This window comes from Natronobeatus ordinarius (assembly GCF_024362485.1).
In the GTDB taxonomy this organism is placed as follows: domain Archaea; phylum Halobacteriota; class Halobacteria; order Halobacteriales; family Natrialbaceae; genus Natronobeatus; species Natronobeatus ordinarius.
This window is the reverse complement of sequence record NZ_CP101457.1, coordinates 14,217-35,262: the sequence shown is the minus strand read 5'-3', so window position 1 is coordinate 35,262 and position 21,046 is coordinate 14,217. Positions and strand designations below refer to the sequence as shown.

Annotated in this window: 12 protein-coding genes and 1 pseudogene; 6 read left to right on the top strand and 7 right to left on the bottom strand. The window is 53.9% G+C overall.

The features are described from left to right. Nucleotides 1-4 precede the first annotated feature (4 nt). The 3 genes from NMQ09_RS20565 (at nt 5) to NMQ09_RS20555 (ending at nt 2,033) form a co-directional block, all read left to right on the top strand. Nucleotides 5-163 (top strand): hypothetical protein, encoded by a 159-nt coding sequence (locus NMQ09_RS20565; RefSeq protein ID WP_255194701.1) that lies wholly within the window; start codon nt 5-7, stop codon nt 161-163. An 80-nt stretch (nt 164-243) separates the two neighbouring features. Then, the gene (locus NMQ09_RS20560; protein ID WP_255194700.1) at nt 244-465 is read left to right on the top strand and encodes a DUF8129 domain-containing protein; all 222 of its coding nucleotides are present in this window, start codon (nt 244-246) and stop codon (nt 463-465) included. A gap of 152 nt (nt 466-617) precedes the next feature. Then, nucleotides 618-2,033 carry an ATP-binding protein gene (locus NMQ09_RS20555; protein ID WP_255194699.1) on the top strand — a complete coding sequence of 472 codons (1,416 nt, stop codon included), beginning with the start codon at nt 618-620 and terminating at the stop codon, nt 2,031-2,033. Nucleotides 2,034-2,634: 601 nt separating this feature from the next. On the opposite strand, the gene NMQ09_RS20550 is transcribed toward NMQ09_RS20555, so the two are convergent. The 4 genes from NMQ09_RS20550 to NMQ09_RS20535 all read right to left on the bottom strand — a co-directional run bounded on the left by NMQ09_RS20550 (nt 2,635) and on the right by NMQ09_RS20535 (nt 7,681). Further along, nucleotides 2,635-5,073: a DEAD/DEAH box helicase gene (locus tag NMQ09_RS20550; protein ID WP_255194698.1), complete on the bottom strand. Its 2,439-nt coding sequence runs from the start codon at nt 5,071-5,073 to the stop codon at nt 2,635-2,637. Nucleotides 5,074-5,076: 3 nt separating this feature from the next. Beyond that, complete coding sequence (locus NMQ09_RS20545; protein ID WP_255194697.1) at nt 5,077-5,574, bottom strand: ribonuclease H-like domain-containing protein; 498 nt, start codon at nt 5,572-5,574, stop codon at nt 5,077-5,079. 224 nt (nt 5,575-5,798) lie between these two features. Then, the gene (locus NMQ09_RS20540) at nt 5,799-6,743 is read right to left on the bottom strand and encodes a helix-hairpin-helix domain-containing protein (protein WP_255194696.1); all 945 of its coding nucleotides are present in this window, start codon (nt 6,741-6,743) and stop codon (nt 5,799-5,801) included. Nucleotides 6,744-6,841: 98 nt separating this feature from the next. Further along, the gene (locus NMQ09_RS20535; RefSeq protein ID WP_255194695.1) at nt 6,842-7,681 is read right to left on the bottom strand and encodes a hypothetical protein; all 840 of its coding nucleotides are present in this window, start codon (nt 7,679-7,681) and stop codon (nt 6,842-6,844) included. A gap of 329 nt (nt 7,682-8,010) precedes the next feature. Between NMQ09_RS20535 and NMQ09_RS20530 the strand changes: the two are divergent. Together NMQ09_RS20530 and NMQ09_RS20525 are read left to right on the top strand one after the other, a co-directional pair. Next, nucleotides 8,011-8,313: pseudogene (locus tag NMQ09_RS20530) on the top strand (DUF8013 domain-containing protein); the annotation flags it as partial. Between the two features lie 83 nt (nt 8,314-8,396). Further along, nucleotides 8,397-9,326 carry an ImmA/IrrE family metallo-endopeptidase gene (locus NMQ09_RS20525; RefSeq protein WP_255194694.1) on the top strand — a complete coding sequence of 310 codons (930 nt, stop codon included), beginning with the start codon at nt 8,397-8,399 and terminating at the stop codon, nt 9,324-9,326. Here the strand turns inward: NMQ09_RS20525 and NMQ09_RS20520 are convergent. Continuing rightward, nucleotides 9,309-14,210 (bottom strand): sacsin N-terminal ATP-binding-like domain-containing protein, encoded by a 4,902-nt coding sequence (locus NMQ09_RS20520; RefSeq protein WP_255194693.1) that lies wholly within the window; start codon nt 14,208-14,210, stop codon nt 9,309-9,311. The two genes, NMQ09_RS20525 and NMQ09_RS20520, sit on opposite strands and share 18 nt — an antisense overlap. An 815-nt stretch (nt 14,211-15,025) precedes the next feature. Here NMQ09_RS20520 and NMQ09_RS20510 point away from each other — a divergent pair. Next, nucleotides 15,026-15,349, top strand: a complete 324-nt coding sequence (locus NMQ09_RS20510; RefSeq protein ID WP_255194692.1) for a DUF6788 family protein — start codon at nt 15,026-15,028, stop codon at nt 15,347-15,349. A gap of 220 nt (nt 15,350-15,569) precedes the next feature. On the opposite strand, the gene NMQ09_RS20505 is transcribed toward NMQ09_RS20510, so the two are convergent. Next, complete coding sequence (locus NMQ09_RS20505; RefSeq protein ID WP_255194691.1) at nt 15,570-16,916, bottom strand: orc1/cdc6 family replication initiation protein; 1,347 nt, start codon at nt 16,914-16,916, stop codon at nt 15,570-15,572. A gap of 997 nt (nt 16,917-17,913) precedes the next feature. Then, a complete protein-coding gene (locus NMQ09_RS20500) occupies nt 17,914-21,000 on the bottom strand; it encodes a DEAD/DEAH box helicase (protein WP_255194690.1) in 3,087 nt (1,028 codons plus the stop codon). Nucleotides 21,001-21,046 lie beyond the last annotated feature (46 nt).

Below are 21,046 nucleotides of genomic sequence, written 5' to 3'. Positions count from 1 at the left end.
AGACATGGCCACGGATCTCACCGAACGGGTGCTCTCGCGGTACGTGAATGACGAAATCGATCGAGAACCAGCGATCGAACTCGTTGGACGTGACTGCGTCAAGCGTGCAGAACGCGAACTGCAGGCAGTCGAAGACGATGTTCGGTGGGGTCTGAGTGCGTGACGTGCAGCTGATAGCCGGTCACGGAAGCAGGTTAACCTAGAGCCGTTTTTCTCGCCTCAAAAGCGCGGAGGCGAACATCAGTGAGTGATCCATCAGATCAATCTGTAGAACCGGGCGGTCTTACGCCAAAACAGCGTCTCGAGCCACCAAACACGCGGCTCATCAACGCCGGTATCGTAACGATTCACGACATGGAGACGCTGCGAGCGTGCGTCGCCTACGAGAACGCGAATCAGCAGCGTGTCCAGATCCTCCGCCGGCTTGAACAGCAGGCCAACGAAATCCGCTCACAAGAGGACTGATGAGACATTCGGAAATGCCTATCGGAGCCTTTGTGGGTGGTAGCTCGAATAATTGGCCCACTGGATTAGAGTTTCGAATATTATAGTCCAGACTATTATAGTCTGTTTCCTAACTTCGGAACACGTATGTCTCTCCCACCATGACTGGGAGTATGGACCAGTTCGTCAATCGTATCGATGAACTCGATCGGTTGCAGGCCCTGTATGAGAGTGACGCTGCAGAACTCGCGATTATCTATGGGCGCCGCCAGATCGGCAAGAGCGAACTCGTCCGTCAATCGATTGCCGACCGCGACGATGCCGTGTACTATCAGGCAGTCCAAGGAACAGCGACGACACAGCTCAGGCGATTCGTCGAGGCAGCAGCGACGACCTATCCAGACATCACGGCTGTCAAAGAAGAATGGGAACCGCTCTTAACGTACCTCACCGACAGAGACGCCATCATCGTCATTGACGAATTCCCGTACCTCATTGAATCGAACGAGGGGCTTCCATCGGTCATTCAACACCTGTGGGATACAGCCGTCGACGAGAGTCAGGCGACGCTCGTACTCACAGGCTCTGCAATCGGCATGATTCATACCCACGTCCTCGATGGCGGTGCGCCACTCTACGGCCGGGTATCCCAGACACCGAATGGCCGCCTCGAACTCACCCAGCTGCCGTTTCGTTCCATCCAAGAGTTCGTGCCGACGTACGATCCCGAAGAACGGGTGTTCGTCTATGGCGTCTTCGGCGGCACACCCCGATATCTCAGCCCTCTCGATCCATCACAGAGCCTCGGAGAGAACATCACGCGGCTGTTGTGCGACCCGGATGGCCCACTCCACGACGAGCCCGAAACCGTCCTCCAGATGGAGCTCAACGAGGTGAACACGTATTTCTCCGTCCTGGAATCGATGGCCAGCGGGAACCGCAGTCGAAACGAGATCGCCCAGGGAGCCGGCATCGAGAGTACCAACACGTCGTACTACTTCGACCGGCTGGAAACGCTCCAGATCATCGAGAAACACCATCCAGCACTCGCCGACCCGGCACGCAGCAAGCGGACGCGATACCAGATCCGGGATCCCGTATTCCGGTTTTACTTTCGGTATCTCTACGGCCGCGGGGGGCAATACGAACTCTACGGCGAGAACGCCTACGAGGACCTTATCGAACCGGAACTGCCCGACTTCGTCAGCGAAACGTTCGAATCGCTCTGTCACCAAGCGGTGCCGGCGCTCTATGCAGACTACCAGCTCACACAGGTGCCAAGCCAGTGGTGGTACAAGGGCCAGGAGGTAGATGTCGTCGCACCAACTGACGAGTCAACGCTGATCGTTGGCGAAGCGAAATTTACCAACGCTCCCCTCGGCTATGACGTGCTTTCGGATCTCGAAGACGACGTGGAGCACATCGACTGGACACCCACCGGAGGTGGTAAGCCGACGTATGAATTCGCCTTATTCAGCCGCTCCGGGTTCAAACGCTCGGTCGAGGAAGCTGCAGACGAGCGTGACGATCTTCGTCTCTTCGATCTATCTGATATCGTTGCTGTTCTTGAGAGTAAAACCGACCAGTAACGCCAGAGGGTAACAGCTGGGAATGGTTTTTCGACCCCCAAGGGGGCGCGAGGGAATCGAACGTACCCCCATAGGTGAATAAATGAAAGAAACCAATGAGACGACAGCGTCTCGAGTAACGATCGCTCTCCATAGCGCCGAACTCCCCGTCGACAGCATTCCTTTAATTAGTTTTTCTAGTCATCCATCTTGCTGTCAGCAGGACGGATCTCTTCTTCGACTCGAAGACTCTGATGGCATATTGAACAATATATTGGAATCGGGGCATTTGGCGATCTCATCGGACGTTCCACTGCTGGAGGGTAGGGGAATATACGTCCTCGTGTGTTAACCAACAACGAGAAGCGAGAACCTACGATTGTTGGTTAAGAAGTTTTGCTGGTTTGCTCAGCCCGTCTCGATTCCATGGTCTACAACCCTATCGACAATATACAAGTACATCTAAACCCCTTCTCAACAGCCGCGGGGCTGACGGCAAACCGATATGGTTCATCTATCGAATCGGGTAGTCTTACACCGGAACAGCGTCTCGATCCCCCAAACATGCGCCTCATCAACGCCGGTATCGTGACAATTCACAAAGACCACGGCGTACGCGTATTTAGTTGGTAGTTGCATCCTCAACTTGTTCAAGCGCAGCACGGAGAAGGCTGAGCGCTGCTGGCCGATGAAGCGGCTCGTTCTGATTCCCACACTGGCTGCTCATCAAGCATGCGGGACAGCCAACGTCACGCCCACAATCACAGCCATCAATTCGCTCAACAGTCCGCAGGGCGACCGCTTGGAAGTGTTCGTAGACACTGTGTGCGAACCCGACACCGCCCTCGATCGCATCATGAATGAACCACACCGGAGCTCCGACTTCGTGATGACGAAGCGTGGACAGTCCCCCCATGTCGCTGTTGTCTAACCGGAGTTCCAGCGGTGCCATCTTGATCATACCATGCTCGCCACCGTGGAGCCCACCAACTACAGTGTATTCTTCTTCACCCATCGATGCGAACTCTGCGCCCTCATCCGGTTGAAGATAGGAGCTTCGCGGAATCTCGCACAGCACCCGAGTAACGATCTCCTGGGGGAATGCGATCCACATGAGCTGCGTGCGGAGGGAAATCGGATCAAGATCAATGGGAATCAGCGGTTCGACGACTTCACCAGTGTGCATGTCGATGACGTTGTAGGCAGTGTAATTGATATGCACCGTTCCCATGCCGGCACAGAGTTGATAGCCGCCGTCTAGATCATATGATCGCTCAACCTCCAAGTCGGTGATCTGTTTGTCATGGATCGCCTGGGTATAGTTCGTGGAATTCGAGCGTTCGACGGTGACGTACGGGTTGATGCGATCCTCGACGACTTCCTGAACTTCGTACTGGTCCCCGTCATACAGCACCAACGCGCCGGGATGATACTCTCGGTACACACGCTCTTTGTCGAGGGGCTCCATGTCGATCTCTCCGTCCACCTGCCTCACATCGTATTGCTCGTCAGTGGTCGCGTACAGCGAAATTCCACTCTGTGGGCGGGCGGTCCCGTTGTACTGGGCGCCCCGGTCCAAGTCTCCAACCATCTGCCCGGCAGCCTGCCACATGTCGATCGCTCGTGCAAGCCGATCCCGTGGGCCGAACCACTCGGTGTCCGCTTCAGTGAGGGGGCGTTCAGATGCGGCACAGAGGATGTGCTTAGCGTACACCGGGTTATTCGAGAGATCGATGACGGCATCCTCCACGTTCTCTTCAAGCACGTAGTCGGGATTGTTTAGAATATACTGGTCGATGGCGTCTGATTGGGGAACAAACACGGACAGTGAGTCGGTTGTACCCCGGCCTGCACGGCCGATACGCTGCCAGAATGATTGCCGGGTGCCGGGATAGCCAGCGAGTACTGTCGCATCCATTGACCCGATATCGATCCCCAGTTCCAGCGCACTGGTCGAGATTACCCCGTCAATCTGACCACCGTTCAACTGATTCTCAACGGCGCGTCGCTTCTGTTTGCTGAGCCCAGCGTGGTACGGTGCGACGTCGATATATTTCCCATCTGGATGGTCCCGGGCGGCTTCGATGGCGCGCTTGACGCCAATCTCCGTGCCTTGGCGCGAGTCGGTGAACATCAGCGTCTGGACATCATTTTTTGCCAAGTGCACCAAAGCACCTGCAGCTTCATCATCTGCGTTCTCTCGCATTGAGGGGAGAATCTCGTCCTCATCTAACTCGCTGACTAACTCGTCCGTCTCCTGGATCGGAGGCTGCCAGAAACCGATCTCTCGACGGCCGTGAGGACTACCATCCTCGTCGATAACTTGGAAATCGGCCCCGGTCAGATGCTCGGAGTGTTCCCGAGGGTTACCGATCGTAGCAGTTGAACAAACCAGCTGCGGATCAGAACCGTAGTGATCGAGCAGACGTCGGAGCCGACGGATAACCCATGCAACGTGCATCCCGTGAACTCCGGTATAGGTGTGACACTCGTCGATAGCCATGAGTTCACAGTTCTGGAAGACGTCACGCCACTTCATGTGGGAGTCGAGATACTGGTTGATGCCTGCGAAGTTCGAAATAACAACATCGACGCGGTCTCTGATGAGTTTCTTCCGATCCTGCTTCGTATCGCCATCGTAGGTTTCAGCGATAGCGTCGATATCAAGCTGGTTGAACAGGTCGTTGACTGCTCGTTCTTGATCCGCGCTCAGTGCTTTCGTCGGATACAGGAAAAGGGCGCGAGCGTCCGGATTTTGAATCTTCAGGAGACAGAAATAGATCGTGTAGATCCAGGTTTTCCCCGAAGCGGTGGAGGTCGCGACGGTCGCATTGTTGCCCGCTTGCAGCTCTCGAATCGCCTCGGCCTGATGGCTGTAGAGGTCATTTTCAAGGTGGTCTGCAAGCCCATCCGGTAACACGTCTGTAGCTGGGACTGTGTTTGCTGCTCGTGGTGGGTCAGCTATTGTGTCGACGAGTTGCCCCTTGTAGTTGGGGAAGGTCTCTTCGAGTGTTTCGATATTCAGGACTGCGTCAAGCGACGGAGTTGGGTTTTGGCTCATGAATTAGAAATCGCTAAGGGTTCCTTGGGACGTGGAGTTCCTATTCGACGAACGAGTTCCGCTACTGTTTGAGGTCATTCGGTTGGTCGAATCATTGATTTTGTGATAAATGTGCGCTAACGCTCGGACATCGTCTTCGCAGTATCGTTTGTGTCGCTCCCAATCTAACTCGGTGGCAGGGCAGGGGTTTGCAGCATAGCGTTGGAACAATCGGGCGACTTCAGCACCAGTCAGACCAGTATCGAGTGGTTCCCAGCCGAGCGCCTCCGCGACATCTTCCAGTTTATTCGTCAACCCAGGTAGTGTCGCGTTGTTCTCTCTAACCGCCCAGTCGTAGAGATCGAACCGGTACGTACTTTCCCAGAAGTCGAGGTATCTGGGGCAATGGTCCGCGATATGTTCGTTGATCACGGGGAAATCAAAGTTCCAGCCGTTGTAGGCCACAATAGGCTGATCTTGCCCGAATTCAGCGAGCCACGACAGAAATGCTTCAAGCGCCACCTCTGGTTTTGATGCATCCGTCTTTAGCTAATACTCAGAGTAATACCGAATAACACCGTTTTGGAGGTGGGTTTCGTCAGTATACGACCGCTGCGGGGCGAAAAAGCAGTCTCTGCATTATCTGTACTGTTGACTCTCAGCCGCATCAGCGGTTCAGCCGCTAGATTCGTTCGACTAATACCATTAAGCATAATTCTGCCACGGAGTATAACCAGCAGTCTTAGCTAAAGACGAATGGGTTTTGATGGATCCGTCTCGATGAACGGCATGTATCGGTCGTTCTGGGCTGGAAGGTAGACACCGATGAGCCAGACAATTGTGGGATTGAGTCCATCGGTTTCGATATCAATAAAAATCGGGTCGCTCTTTGGCAGGCTTGCGCCCGGTGCCTTCCGCACCTCGCCTTGCTCGATCACCTGTGCGGATTCGATGGCCGTCCGGGCAGTTGCTTGGCCCAACCCGGAGAGTTTCGAGATATCGTGGACCGACGATGTCGAGAGGTCTCGCCGTGAGTGAATGCCTGCCTGGTAGAGCGTCTCTACCCGTGATTCACCGATCTGGTCGACGGCTTGCAGCCCGAATTGCTCCAGCTTTCTGGTTTTCCCGCCGACAACGCCGTTGGGTTGGAGTTCGAAGTGTGCGACACCGGCATGGATGGTTCCTTGCTGTTTATTCGCTCCAGGCATAACTCCCTGGACATCAACGCTCTGCCACTCCGCACGATATTCCGGATTTGCTTCAATCGTGAGGTGTGTGAATTCGCCTACGGCATCATGCTCAGCGAGCACCGCCCGGTACTCTGTAAGGCCGTCAAGTCGCGCCTCTAAATCGATGAGGTCGACGGAAACAGCGAGCTGATCCGAGAGAAGGAATATCTCTGAGCACCCTTTCTTCGGGTCCGTATTTTGAATGACGGTCTCGAGATCTCCGGGGGTAGAAATCCAGACCAACTGGGTGTCATTTGTTCTTGCTATTTCGAGCGGTTTGCCGGAGTTGAGCGGTTGGGTCATCACCCGTACAGAGTCCCCGAGTTCAGCCCTTAGGAACGGCTCGTGGATTCGGTGGGGGGTGAAGACCACATCGGAATCGAAGTAGCAGACAATATCTTGGAGCTGGTTCCCTCCACAACGCTGCATCGTCACCTCCGGAAAGACCGTCAACCCGATCATGATTCGCCCCTGGTTCGACTGTTCAATGAGGTTCTCATCCGCGGCAGTTCTGGGTTCGGCTCCGCATCAAGTTCGATGATAGGCTTGTTCATGAGTAGTCACCCGCGTTCTTCTCCTTGGGCCAGCGCGAGGTCACACTCGGAGCGAAAGCGGCAGCTGGCACACTTCTTCCAGTGATTGGCACCGGACGGGTCGCTGCCGTCGCGCCAGAAGGCAGCATACGCTCGGAGTTGCTTACCCCGCTGTGTGTCCTGTTCGTAAGCAAGCGTATGTTGGCGGATGTTCGGGTGAAGTGTTGACTTCTCGTTGAGTTTGACGGCAATATCGTCGCCGTCTTCGGCTGCGAGCAGGAGTTGTGCTCTGCTCACCTCGACGGCGTTGAATTTGGACTGCGGATATTTGAGATAGCGGATAGAGAGGTCTGAGACATCGAATCCGATTCGATCCAGTAGGTTTCCGTGACACCATAAGAGGAATCGCTCATTCGGGAAGAGCTGGTCAAGATATCGGTCTTTGGTTACGCCACGAACGAGCGTCAGTTGAACCGGTTGACTGTCTACGAACCGAAGAAAGGTGGGCCGCCCCACCAAAATCATGTTCACAATCTCATGAGCGAGTGGGAAGTAGATTAATGAGACATCGTCTGCCTGAATATCGTCCCAGGCGTCCGCGAGTGTGTACTCATCATCGGTGGCCCCCGTCGTTTCGATCAGTTCATTATGTTGTTCCTGTGCACGGATAAGTCGCTCTGGGAGGGATTCCTCATCCGGGATTTCAGCACGCTCAAACTGTGCTTTCTGCTCGCAGTAGTGCTGGGTCTCCAGAGTGCTGAAGGGGATGATTCGCTCTCTGTCATCTTCCGATATTGACTCGAACAGCGCTAACTGGTGGCGAGCAATCTCGGTGGGTGGTGTCGAGTGCGTCCGGTCGCCAGCCATATGACAAATTACTCCCGCATACCCCATAGGGTTCCCTATTTTCCAAAATCGGCCGCAGTCTATCGGTTTGGGTAAAATATCCAACACTTCATTTAAGTACGAAGCCCTCAACTTGATCCCCTACAATCACACGCACAGTAATTGCATCAGTACCCCTTATCGAACGTATCAAGCATGGTTTGCAGAGTGGCACCCCACACCTGCCACTGTTCCGTGACGAGTGGTTTTTTGCGCCCCCCCAGAGAGGCGAAGGCTCTAAATCGAGTTCTCCAAGGTGGTGATTTTCCGTGAGTCAGTGACAGCGTGCGACTGGTGTCTCGATCAGGTAGATTCCAGCCGATATCGCAAACACACAGTCAGGGGTGGTCAATCCCAGCGAAGTGCCCGAAGAGATTGAATCGATCGCGGTTGGGATCGCCGGTGAACAGCCACCGACAAACCTACTCATCGCTCTTAAAACGGCTCAGTAGTGGTACATCCACGGCAAGAACGAATCCGATCCCACGTTCCAGTAGACCATCGAATGGACACGGCACCTTGCGACTGACGTGCCCAGCGACGTCGAGCAGTTCGACGCATTTCTCGAACACCTCACCACGCTCGGCTTTGCGGAAAAGAAACAGGCCCTCCGCCAGATAGCACTGTTTTTTGCGCCCCGAAGGGGTGCGGCGCGATCTGAATCGGCGCAGTTTCGATAATTCAAGTCCAGAAAACCATGGCTACGAGTAGTGATTCGTCGGTCTCGTTCAAGGAGACCGATACCCGACATGACGAGATGCACAGTACCATCGAAGAGTGGATCGACGACCTCGTCGACCGCGTCGACGATGCACAAGCGAGTGAGGAGTTCCAGGAGTGGTTGGACGTCCAGAGTCGATTCCACGACTATTCGCACCGAAATACGCTCCTCATCAAACTGCAGTATCCAGAGGCAACAAAGGTTGCTGGCTATAACACGTGGCGAAACGACTTCGATCGGCATGTCCAGGAAGGCGAACAGGCCATCTGGATCCGGGCTCCGATCATCACCAAGCGATGTCCCGAGTGTGAGAATTCGCCCAGCTACCACGAGAAAATCGGCTGTGAGTACAACGAGACGTCGCCGGATGAATGGTCGAAAGGACTCGTCGGGTTCAAACCAGCGCCAGTCTTCGACGTGTCCCAAACGGAAGGAGAGCCGCTTCCCGAACTGGAGACTGCAGCGATGGGCGACGCCGACGACCTGGTGCCTGCGCTCAAAGGGGCAGCTGATGAACTCGGTGTGAAGGTACGCATCGTCGATGCTAACGACTGGAACCATGGCGACGCGAAGGGAGTCTGTAAGTACCGGAGTCTACACGATCTCCAGCCAGTCGTCGAAGCAAGAGCCCGATCGAACCTAGCAGACCTCGCCGTCACGTTGATTCACGAGTACGCCCACGCGCTGCTCCACTTCGATATCGAGAATGAACCCGAACGGGCAAAACGAGAAGTCGAAGCAGAAGCCGTCGCGTACATTGTCGGTCGGTATTTCGGACTCGACACGAGCGGATCTGCGTTCTATCTCGCTGCGTGGCAGGGCGATGACTCGGAGGTGATTCAAGAGCGCCTCGGCCGAATCAGTTCGACCGCTCAGGAGATAATTAGGTCACTCACGGGGAGTTGAGTCTGCAACATCTTCCTTGCGTCGCAGTGGCGTCTGTGTGACGTAGCCTTCGACATCGAAGTGCTTCGTGTTAACTGTAATCGATACCGACGTCTGTGACTGCTTCTGTCGGTGGGTTTCAAGGACGTGTGCCGGGTTCTGAATCTCACGAACAAATTCGTCGACCTCGTCGGATGCTTTGAGGTTCCCCATCACATAGAGATAGTACACGTCTTGGAGTGCCGATTCTGTGGCAGTAGCCCACTCATTAAGCGAGAGCGATGTCTGCCCGTCACCCTTCAGTGATTTAAGTTCTATAAGCCGATCAATGGCGGTGACACCTGGCTGGGGATTCTCACCGCGGTCCCAGGCCTGGACGAACTCCGGATCGAGCACAAGATAGTCGAAGCCCATGTATGTTCTATCGAGGCCAATTTCCGAGACCAGCCACTCAAGTACCGCTGCAGCGGGATCGAAGTCGTAGGCAGTATCAACTGTTTTCCATTCTTCGACGGAGTGAATACAATCTCGGAGGTCGATCTCCCAGGAACTCTCCGAATCGGTATAGAGTCGGTCGTACTCGTAACGAGGGAGCAGCTCCGAGCCTATCACGTCAGGTCCTATCCGACTGGCACCGGCACTTGGATTGGCACTACTCGTACCAGCGCCGTTCGCCGACAGTGATGATCGAGACTTTTCGGTACTTGTCGATCCAGCCGCTACTCCCCGGGAGTCAGGTTCGAACTTCGATTCGAAATCAAAGACGATACCGTCAGGGTCGATGAGTTGCTCTACTGGATCCGTTGGACTAGTAATCCGGTCGACGGATTCTTCGTCAGTGCTGGAGCTGGTAGTTCTGCCGGAACGGTCGCCAAGTCCAGACGAGATATCGAGTGCTGAGAGACCATCTCCACTACTGGAGACGCTCTCCTCGAATGTGACCGTCGCTCCTTTTACGTGTGACTCCGGTGAATCGAGGTATTCCGCCGGCGCATCGAGCAGATCAAGCTTCTTACGGCGGTCTGTAGCCTCAAACTCCTGCAGAAGCAGAATCACGTCGCTGACACTCGAGTAAGACGTATAATCACAAAGTGCCTTCGCGATACGCTGGAACAATTCGTCCTCGCTCGATGCCATCGCGACGATCGGTTCTCGTGACTCCCCAGGTGCGGCAGGTCGTTTGAGCGTCCAGCCCGGCTGGGCAGTCTTCTCGGATCCGTCGAGAGAATACGTGACTTCCAATGAGGACACCACACGTACATCGTTCTTGAACCGTTCAAGGGCTCTTGCGTCCGATTTCGTCTGAGAGGGGCGGTCGCGAGCGAACACACAACGGAGCGATGGCACGACATCAGCGAGGTGGCCTCGAACTCGTTCTGCATTGTCGATATCCGTTCCTTTGGACACTGCTCGAGTGACTGCTTTCTCAAATCGGGTAAGACCGAACACTGTTCCGAATCCGCCAGCATCGGTCTCTTTGAGAAGGAATACGGGTGGCTTGTCGAGAGGAATCTGTTTATCCTCCGTGGCGGTCGTCACATAGTACGCTTCATTCGCTGTACAGAGTTCGAGTCCCTCCTCCGTCTCACAGAGTACTGAGATATCAGAGAGCTCGGTGCTAGCCTCTCGCCAAGCATCAGAGAGGGTCTCGGCGTCAGGAAGTACCCGGGCAAGTTGGCGATATCCAGTCCGTAACTCACGCTGAGCGTCTTCTATCTTTGACTGCGACGCCCGCTCACACCAAGTGGCGATCCGATTAGCCGCCACAGCCGCATCTGGCGGCGCGAAGGTTGACTGTGAGACGGACGCGTGAATTTCTAAGGCTTCGAAGAAGTCCGAAGGAACCGAGTTCATCGCGGTCCATAGATCCGCCGGGACAAGTGGGAGTAAAACCTCTCCACTCTCCTCTGTGAGCGAGAATCGTTCGATAATGCCAGGAGAGCGCTGCCACACACGACCGGGTTCTAACAACCCGTGCTCCGACGGACACCACGGTGTGTGCCGAAGTTCCCACAACCATAGGTTTGTGCCAATCTGAAAGCGCTCGTGCGGTTTTGGTACACCCTTACTCCTGCCGCCTACGTTCGACGCATTAGTACTGTGTGCGCCGATGCCAACAGTCATCGCATCCCGATATATATCCTCCCACCAGTAGCCGAGGTGGAGGAATAAGCTGCGACCGTGTGTAGGCGACTTCTCTATTGCGGCCATGATCTCGTCCCAGAACTGGAGCCGGTTCGCTTTGAAAATAGAGCGATGGTTTCGCTCCGCGGCAGCCGTCTCCTCGATGGCCTCAGAAAGCTGTTCGCGGAAACCGCCCCAGATTTGATCACTAGGGCCGCCTGTCCCAAGCGTGGGATGAGCAGCGGACGGTCGACCGATCTCCGATGTCGCACTGTACTCACGGTCTGATTCGGGATGCCAAAGCGGAGTGAGACGGAGATGTGCGGTGACACCCAACCAGGTGAAGAATCGCTTCCACTCATCGATTCGTTCGCGGGTTTCCTCAGTTACAGAGCCGTCAGTCGCTTCGCTTGCAGTGCTGTCCTCGGCCTCAGCAGTCGAGGGGGTATCCTCGACAAAAGTCTTGGGGGGTGCGAGTTCTGGCGCCTTGTCAGCGGTGATTCCACAAGATCGGAGAAATGTGATTGCGGACCCAACCTCACTGTTCTCAACCCACTTAGGGCCGAAGTACACTTGGTATGCACGTGCCCAGCCCCCATCTTTGGTAGGAACTGGCAATAGACAAAGTCGGTAATAGTCCGTCGCCTTGCGGAATTCGTGGGGCAGTGGCGCTGTGGGATCTGCCACGGACGACGATCCTCGACAGGCAAGTTCTTGGAGGAAGGATAATTTGGCCTTGTCTCTGAGATCGGCTTCTGATCCGGGTGCTCCCCGCCCGCCTGGGAGATGGGGGAGGACGACACCCTGAATGAATGATGAGAAGTTGAACCGGCTGAGCGACCAGATGTTCTGTAGTCGATTGAAAAAGTCATCCGAGTCAGTACTCTGTCCGGTTGGCTTCGTCCACCCAGAGGGTCGATAAATTGCTGGCGCGAACAGCTTCACGCCATGGAACGCAACGTCGGGCTTAATGTCTTCTGGTGGCAATAGTAATGCCGCATCGCCTGGCACATCACGCTCAATCTCCCCCTTCGGAGTCACGCGAACTGGGAAGAGATCATGCAGTGTGACCTGTTCGACGAATTCGTCACGAGTGTCGCCGCTGAGCGCGTCGTACAGATCGAGCAGAATTTCGACAACCGGATCTACTCCAGCTCGGGTTGAAACATCGGAGAACGGTCTCACAGTGGTTCGTTTGGAATCGGCGTCTGCTAGAACCGACGGAATATCGATTGGATTGAGAGCAGGGGCATCGAGCGAGAGGAGGGCCTGAGCTATCTGCTCGGTCAAAATCGATGTTGCAGGCAGGTATGCCGAGTCGGATGAGATGAGCGAAGGGAGTGGGTTGGGACCGTTGGCAGTGGTGAGCTTAGTCGCCAACGAGATCGGAATTTGATCTGGATCGGGAACCTGAAGCTGTGAAATCGACACCCGTGTCCCCCCGTGTTCGAACACGTCCGGAGTGTCGACTCGGGGAACGAACGGCACTGTCGCCATTGCTTCGCGAATTGCGGCCGCACAATAGTGCTCACAGTCAGCCGTGAGGCGGTCCGAGTCAAGTCGCAGACACGAGAGGAAGTCAGAGACAGTGGTGTCGGTTTGGGACGCGAACTCGATGACCGTTGTCGCAAGCAGGTCTGCCACGTTGTCGAACAGGAGTGCGTTATACCCACTGTCCTCGTCAGCGATTGGAATCCGTTTCCGGGAGCTCTCAGGTTTAAACGCTCCGTTGATCAAGAATCCTCCTGGGCTTGATTGTGTTGTAGGCAGAAAGACGTGGATCGAAGGGGACTCTCGAACCGGTCTAAGTCGAACACCGTTAGAAGTGGTTTCAAGCCCGAATGCAATACTCACCTGCGTTGTGGTGACCTCGTCCCAGTCTCCATTCGGCAGCCCTTCGCGTTGATCAACCGGGATTTCGTCTCGATGAAACTGAACGTAGTCGGATTGCTGGACTGGCTCGGTGTCGGTCGCAGACTCGTACTGTTCAAGCGTGATCTGTTGACCGGGTATGTCAGCCAGTGTAGACGGCTCCGGCCGGTCGATCGTCCATATCCTTTCGGCCCCGTCAACAGAGATCTCCAACCGGTTCAGATTCTGGAGAAAAACGAGCGTTTGAGGGTCAATCGCCTGAAGACGGGACTCGATGGTATCCTGAATATCGTCAAAGAGGTCGAAGGCGAAAACAGTCGTATATGGAGTCTCCTCGCGAAGAAGCCGAGTCACATGCTTTGGGATCGTCTCAGGTTCAAAGGGAAGCCGGAGCGTCGGCACGTCAGCCGCCGAGAGTTCGTTTTCGATTGGGGTGTTAGCCAACAATGCCTCTCGAGCCTTTTCGCCGTTAAATTGGAAACGGTATTCGTTAGAGTACACTGCCGGCCGGTCAGTCAGCTCAAGAACGGAGGTGAATCCACGTCCCTTCCGCCCGATAGATGCTTCTTCATCACTCTTAGAGCTGAGACCTTGGATACAGAGAGAATGTACGTCGCTCGCGTCGAGTGGACGCCCGGAATTGGCGACGTAGAGTGTTGATCCCTGTAGTTCAAACCGGGTAGTCGCCGAGTCACGGTTTCCGATCGCATCATCGGCGTTCTGTAGGAGTTCGTAGATGAATCTCCCATGGTAATCACCCTGAGTCTCGTTTTCATTCGTCGAATCACCGTAAACATCACCGGATTCCCCAGTGTATGATATGTAGGACCGAGTCCGAATGCGCTCAAGAAGTGTCTTGTTGTCGGTATCCTCAATCGGTGGAACGTCGATATCGAGAGGACTAGTCACGGAATATGCCAAATGAAGAGAGGGAGGATCAAATAGATTAGCACCCATTAGTATTCCCAGTTGAGGGCCCGGTCTGCTCGAACTTATACTGATTATTGGGGCTAGGCCCACAAATCAGCGACTGAATTTCTGAGCGCGTTCGAAACGGTTTTTCACGCCGTCGAAGGGCGACGGCGTGCGCGAACTTGTCACGTCGATTCAGCCGAAATCATGACCGAACGAACTGACATCGTCGAGATACAGCAAGAAGACGAAACAGAACACGATGAGCGAGTGTATTCAACAGATGGTGGAGTTATAGCATCGACTCATGCAGCTTCGACAACTGCTAAAGCTCTCCAGCAACCCACTATTGGCGAAGACTCGTGTCGGAAGGAGCTCGAGCCCCGCAGTAAACGAGCCCGAACCGAAGAGATGGACGTCTCGTTGCTGCAGAAGGGAGAAGTCTACGAGGTGCAATCGGAGTCAGGAAACATCTACGAGGTCGACGTCGCGAGTAAGACGTGTACGTGTCCAGATTTTACGAGGTGGAATCCAAGCGGTGGGTGTAAACATCTACGGCGAGCCGATCTCGAAATTCGGAGTGGGAACGTCCCTCGTCCCGATGGCCGTCTCCCGGAGACGATGGACATGGTCGAACAACTTGCAGCGGAAATTCGTGAGTTGGACTAAGAGATCGAAGAACGAGAGGAGCGACGACGAGAACTCGAAGCTACGGCGGCGGTTATCGAACAATTCTCGATCCAGTAGACGAGAGATTTAACCAACAAATCTAAGATATTGGCCAACAACGTTGGTTAACAGAGCCGTGACCTATGTCATACTCTCCACCAGACCCACCTCGCGAAGTCCCACCTGGCATCGCTTCGAAGCTCGAGGAACAATCTCCAGAGGTGCTTCGGCAAATCGCTCGATTCGCTGAGGAACTCGCCGAACATCGCGAACGAGAGGTACGACTTGCAAAAAGAGATGAGAAAGAGAAAGTCGGAAAGCGACCAGAGAACCTTCCCGATGATGTCCCTTCGAAGGCGACGATCACGATCAAGGAAATTAACGACAACCGCTATTATTACTGGCAGTGGCGTGAAGGAGACAAGATCAAATCGAAGTACAAAGGTCCCGTCAATTCCGACGAGTAGAGTTTAAAACGCTCCAGTTTGGCGACCAATTGTTCGGGGTGACACCCCATGTGCGAAGTGAATTCGGCGATGGAATCGAGTCAGCACCCCCCGTGTGCGAAATGAATTTGTTCCCGTTTTAATGGGGACCCCGTGTGAGAGATGAATTGACTGATGGGTCGAGAGCAGGAACACCCCGTGTGCGAAATGAATTAAGACTCGGAGTCGGCGTCTCTTCGTGTTAGCTCCCCTCGAAGAAATCGTCTATCTGTGCGTTGACAACAGATTTGACGAGCGCCTCCTCGTGCTCAGCTTGTTCGAGTCGGATGTCAGCCTGAAGGGTTTCGGCGACCACCTCTGGATCGTCGACGAAGGTATACTCCTTGTGGACGCCACTCCCGTAGCCACGCCCTCGTTTCGCCGACGTGACGAAATTGTAGGTCTCAGCCTCACTCATGTACCGCAAGTACGAGTCACGGGATTTCTCGTCGGCATCTAGCAGGTCGGTGAGATACTGATATACGCGGTAAGCAACCGTGCTGGGAACAGCATTCAGGTTGCGCTTTGAGTGGACAGGGACGATCGCGGTGGCATAAAGTGAGAGCTTCTTTTGTGTCGATAGCCCCTGCATCTGGGTTAACGTCCGATCCCGTTCAGCTTCTTTCTGGGCGCCGCGAACGTGCTCTTCACGAATCGTGTCTTCACCGGCCCGATCCGCGATCTCACCGGCTTTCCGGAACAGATCAATTGCCTTTCGAGCATCGCCATGGTCCTGGGCGGCGAATGCAGCACTGAGAGGAATAATACCGTCCTCTAGAACATCGTCTTGGTATGCGTCACGACGTCGTTCGAGAATCGACTGCAGTTGGTTCGCGTCGTAGTCTGGGAAGACGACATCTTGTGGATTGAACGAACTCTCAGCCCGGCCGTCAAGATTCTCCATGAACCGGGGATCATTCGTGAGCGCAGCGACGGAAACGTGCCCCTCGATACGACCGAGCTGTGATGCTCGCGACAGCTGGTAGAGCAGTTTCGAATACGCCGGCTCGTCGTTCGGATCTCGTTGCCGGCCCACCAGAAGATCAACCTCGTCGAGGATGATGATGACCGAATCGAAGTTGTTGCTCAAAATTTCGTAGAACCGATTGAGCTTCTGATCCGTCGAAATACCGCTTTGGGGAATGCCGACGTCGACACCGGCTTCATCAGCTGCATTCTTTGCCAAGCGATAGACAGCGCGGTCGTGCGACTTGATCGTTTGGCAGTTGATTTTGATAACACCGAACCGGTCTCCCTGGGAGTTCGCGAGTTCGAGAACCTGTTGACAGACCGCGTTGATGATGAGCGATTTCCCGGTCCCCGACGGCCCGTAGAGGAGCATGTTAGGAGGACGGTTCCCCTGCAATGCTGGTCGAAGGTAGGTGATGATGTCGTCCAACTGGTCATCACGACCCACGATCCGGTCCTCGTCGATGACAGCATCTGGGTCGAGAAGTCCCTTATCTCGAAATACAGAGTTCTGAACGCCCTCTTGAAGACGGCCTTTGATAGATTGTGAGAGGGATTGTTGATCGTCGCCGTCAGCCATGTTTGGGGATTAAGTCGAGGGTATAAATAAATATGGGTACCGTGTGCGAGGTTAAATCAGTCGAAATCAGTCGATAGAGGCGTTTTTGTAGAGGGTGGTCGGTAGGATATAGTAACCGCGGGCGAAATCAATTTGCCGGAACGACCCCCCGTGTGCGATATGAAATGCCGGATAGCTCATAGAGCAGTCGCCGATATCGAGTTGAGTTAGAAGAAATTGGCGGAGGGACCCCCCGTGTGCAAGATGAAACACCGGACGTGCTCTCAATCCGGATAGTACCGAGAATAGCTCTTGACGATCCCGAGTGAAATCGGATCTCACCGGCAAGTTACCCCCACACCCCGTGTGCGATATGAATTTGACGAGAGGGTAGGCAAGGACGAACCATCCGAAGAACTCGGGAAATGGCGAGGGAGCCCACGAGAAGGCGTAGAACCGACAGAGCTACCCAGTTCACGAAAGAACCAAGCTGTGAAAGAGTGCGATCATATCATGAAACGTACCGTTTTATTTCGACCGACTCTAGTTCCAATACGGTTCTGGTTGACAGAGTGGCTATGTAAAGGTTTCCCTGATACATAGCTTATTTCTATTTTCCCCCCTTGAAGTCTCTCCTTGATGATATCGTCTGTTCTGCCTGTTTCATGGGCTCTCTCCTCAAACACCCCTCCCGCCATTTTCCCGATTTCATATCGCACACGGGGTGTGGGGGTTCGTCCTCGCAGAGACCGTGATTAACCAACAAATCATCTCACAACGACTCTCGTGTTGGTTAAATCTGCCCCGTGTTCGCGAACGATGTCAAATCCGGTACCCAGCCTTGACGAACTTCTCATAGGCCAACGCAATCCCGCTCTCGTGAAGTCTTTTCGTTGTCGACAATGCTGGTAAATCCTCTCAATAGATGTTAGATCTTTTGGAGACTCTCTTCCAACTTAAATAATATATATCATATGATGGGTGTGGGTGAATAGGTCAGGGTAATATTATGCTTGACTCATGTGTTTTCTGGAACTATCACGGCAGCGTTGACCAGTTCTGGGGCTTTCGGGAGAACCGATTCTTCCTCTCGTAATTGCTCGAATTCGTGTTTTCGCTGCTCACGAAGCTCCTTAAGTTTGGATTTCGCGTTCCGAATCGGGAGTTCCATATTCTTCTCTTTCTGGTGATCCCGTTGATACCCCTCCAGACGGGTTTCCCAGGTGTCAATGGCGTTTTCGAAATACCGCTCCGCGTGCTGACGCTTGATGTCAACGCTTTCTTCTTTTTCCTTCTCTGCCTCTTCAGCCATCGCCTCAACTTGGTGCTGTGCTTCTCTCTTGGCTACATCAATCAGCTCTCTGGCGTTCTTTGTTATCGGATCGATCTCCGGGTGATCCCCGACTTTGTCCGGTGAAATCGAACTATCGCTATCGGGTATTTCAGACCAGACGTCCCCATCACCGCTTACATACAGAGATACGAATTCCTCAGTCTCGTTCCTCCCGTCTGCCGTTTCATAACTGAGCCGGAAGTTACACTTGAGACCTAGTTCAGCCGACTCGTCAGCGGTACGTTTCACTACCGTTCGCCCATCGATCCAGTTCCCGTCGAGGCAGTACTCAACAATGGACTGTACGACGGGGTGATTCACCGACAGGAACTCCAGGTTACTGTCCTCTTTCGCAATCTCTTGGTCGAACGTTGCTCGCGTATACGAACCACGAATCTCGTCGCTACTCAGTTCGATGACCCCCGGGACATCGATTGAGAACACTTCTCCGCTGTAGCGACTGTCACTCCGTTCTGAGATTTCTCCATCAAACTCCACGAAAAACAGCTCGAGGAGCTCACGAACCTCGCTTTGACCGACGTGATCCTTTCTGCTCTCCTCGATCAACTCCTGTATCTCTTCGAGATCGGACTCTCCGAACTGGTCACTGATGAGGAAGTTGTCCTGTACCGTTTTCACTGCCTCTTTGCGTTCTTCGATAATTCTATCGAGATCGTCGACGACTTTCTTACTCGACTCATTGTTCGTAACCGCGTCCATAATCCGCTCTTCGAGGTCGAAATCACTGTCGTCGAGTACCATTCCCAGTACGTCCGAGTGCATTCCGAGATCGCTTTCGATCCGGTCGATTTTCTCGATCAGCTGTTCGAGAATCTCGCTTTCTCGAGTATCGTTTACGAAGAGGTTGTGGATATGGACGTCTCGGGTTTGGCCGTATCGATGGAGACGACCCATCCGCTGGTCGATACGGATCGGGTTCCAGGGCAGGTCGTAGTTTATCATGATGTGCGCGAACTGGAGGTTGATACCCTCCCTGGCCGCATCGGTCGCCAGCATCACATTCGCCTCGTTGCGGAATTTCTCGACCTGTTCTCGACGAACCTGTTGTCCCATCGATCCGTGGATCTGGGCGATATCGTGATCATCGAGAACCTCGTCACGGAGATACTCGAGCGTGTCCGTGTATTCGGTGAATACGAGAACCTTCTCATCCGAGTCCTTCGAAAGCAGACCTTCCACAAACTCTCGAAGTTCTCGAGCTTTCGAGTCCACATTGATCGATCGAGCGCGCTCAATAAGTCCTTCGAGAACCTCCAGCTCCTTCTTTAAATGTTCGGGACCTTGACCGCCAGAAACTTCCTGCAACTCATCTTCAATACGCTCACGCTGCTTATCGGTGAGAGTTTCTGGTCGTTCTCGATACTGTGGCAGCAGCTTCTTGACTACCAGTGAGAGACTCCCATTCTGGCCACCATTTCGCAAAATCCGAGCTCGTTTCTCGAGTGAGCGCTGTATTGCACGGATACTGGAGACCAGTCGCTTCTGGTAGATAACCATCGTAAACCCAGCTGTGTGCGATTCCTGTTCTTCACCCAGTCGATAGTGATTCTGGAGATAATCGGTGATGTCCTCATAGAGCCTGTGTTCCTGTTCAGAGAACTCGACTGGGCGCGTGTGGATCTTCTTTTCCGGGAACATCGGAGAGCCATCAGAGTGAACCATATTCGGATTACTCTTGAGACGTCGAATCATCACATCTCGGAGCTTCTCTGGGGAAATATCGTGTTCATCCTCGAAGCGGTATGGCTCCAGGAGATCGATCATGAGATAGAACTGATCGTGTTTCCCTTTGTGCGGTGTTCCGGTCAGGAAGAGCAGTGCATCAGTGTTGGGAGAAACAGCCTCGCCGACATTGTATCGGTCTGTTTTACTGAGCGACCCGTCGTTCTCTTTTCGAGCAGTCAGGTGATGAGCTTCGTCGAAGACTGCAATGTCCCACTCGGTATTCTCGAGGGCTTCGAGCATATCATCCTGCTTGGCAAAATCGATCGAAGTAATGATTAGATCGTCCTGTTCCCACACCTCGTCTTTTGAAGCCGTTTGACAGACGCTATTCACGTAATTGCGGTCGTAAATGACGTACTCCTGATCGAACTTGTCCTTCATCTCCTCCTGCCATTGCGTTTTGAGCGAGGCGGGAGTGACGATCAGGGCCCGCTCAGCCCGACCGCGGGCGAGCAACTCTTCGATAACGATTCCTGCCTCGATGGTCTTCCCGAGCCCGACCTCATCGCCGATGAGGTAGCGCTGATCGTGCGAACTCAGTATCTCGTGAGCTGCTTCGACCTGATGGGGCGTCACATCAATCCGGTTTCCCTCGAGTGATATAAATCGATCAAATCGGTAGGCGAGATCCAAACGGACGGCTTTTTCGAGGAGATCGAACCTCGATCCCGTGTCGAATTGCTCAAGTGAGAGCTGGTCTGCAATACTCGCTAACGGTTCGACTCCTTTCTTGTCGGCAGGTACCGTCTTGAGGCCGCCATCAGTTGTGTGGACGTAGAGCAGATCGGCACGATCAGGGCGCTTTTCGATCTTTATGATTTCACCCTCGCCGCCGGGGAACTGTACCTTCTCACCGCTTTCAAAATCAACCATCTTTGACACCAGGGGAAGATCCGGTTTCTGTTTAACTATGCGACCATCATCCGTATGAATAAGGAGACAATCATCATCTACGCGAACAACGATTCCCTCTCCACCGAAGAACGATACCCTGTCCCCGGGTTTGAACGGATTCTCGTCTGACACTCTGCAAATATTGTTATTCAGGTATAATTAACCCTTTGGCAGATAG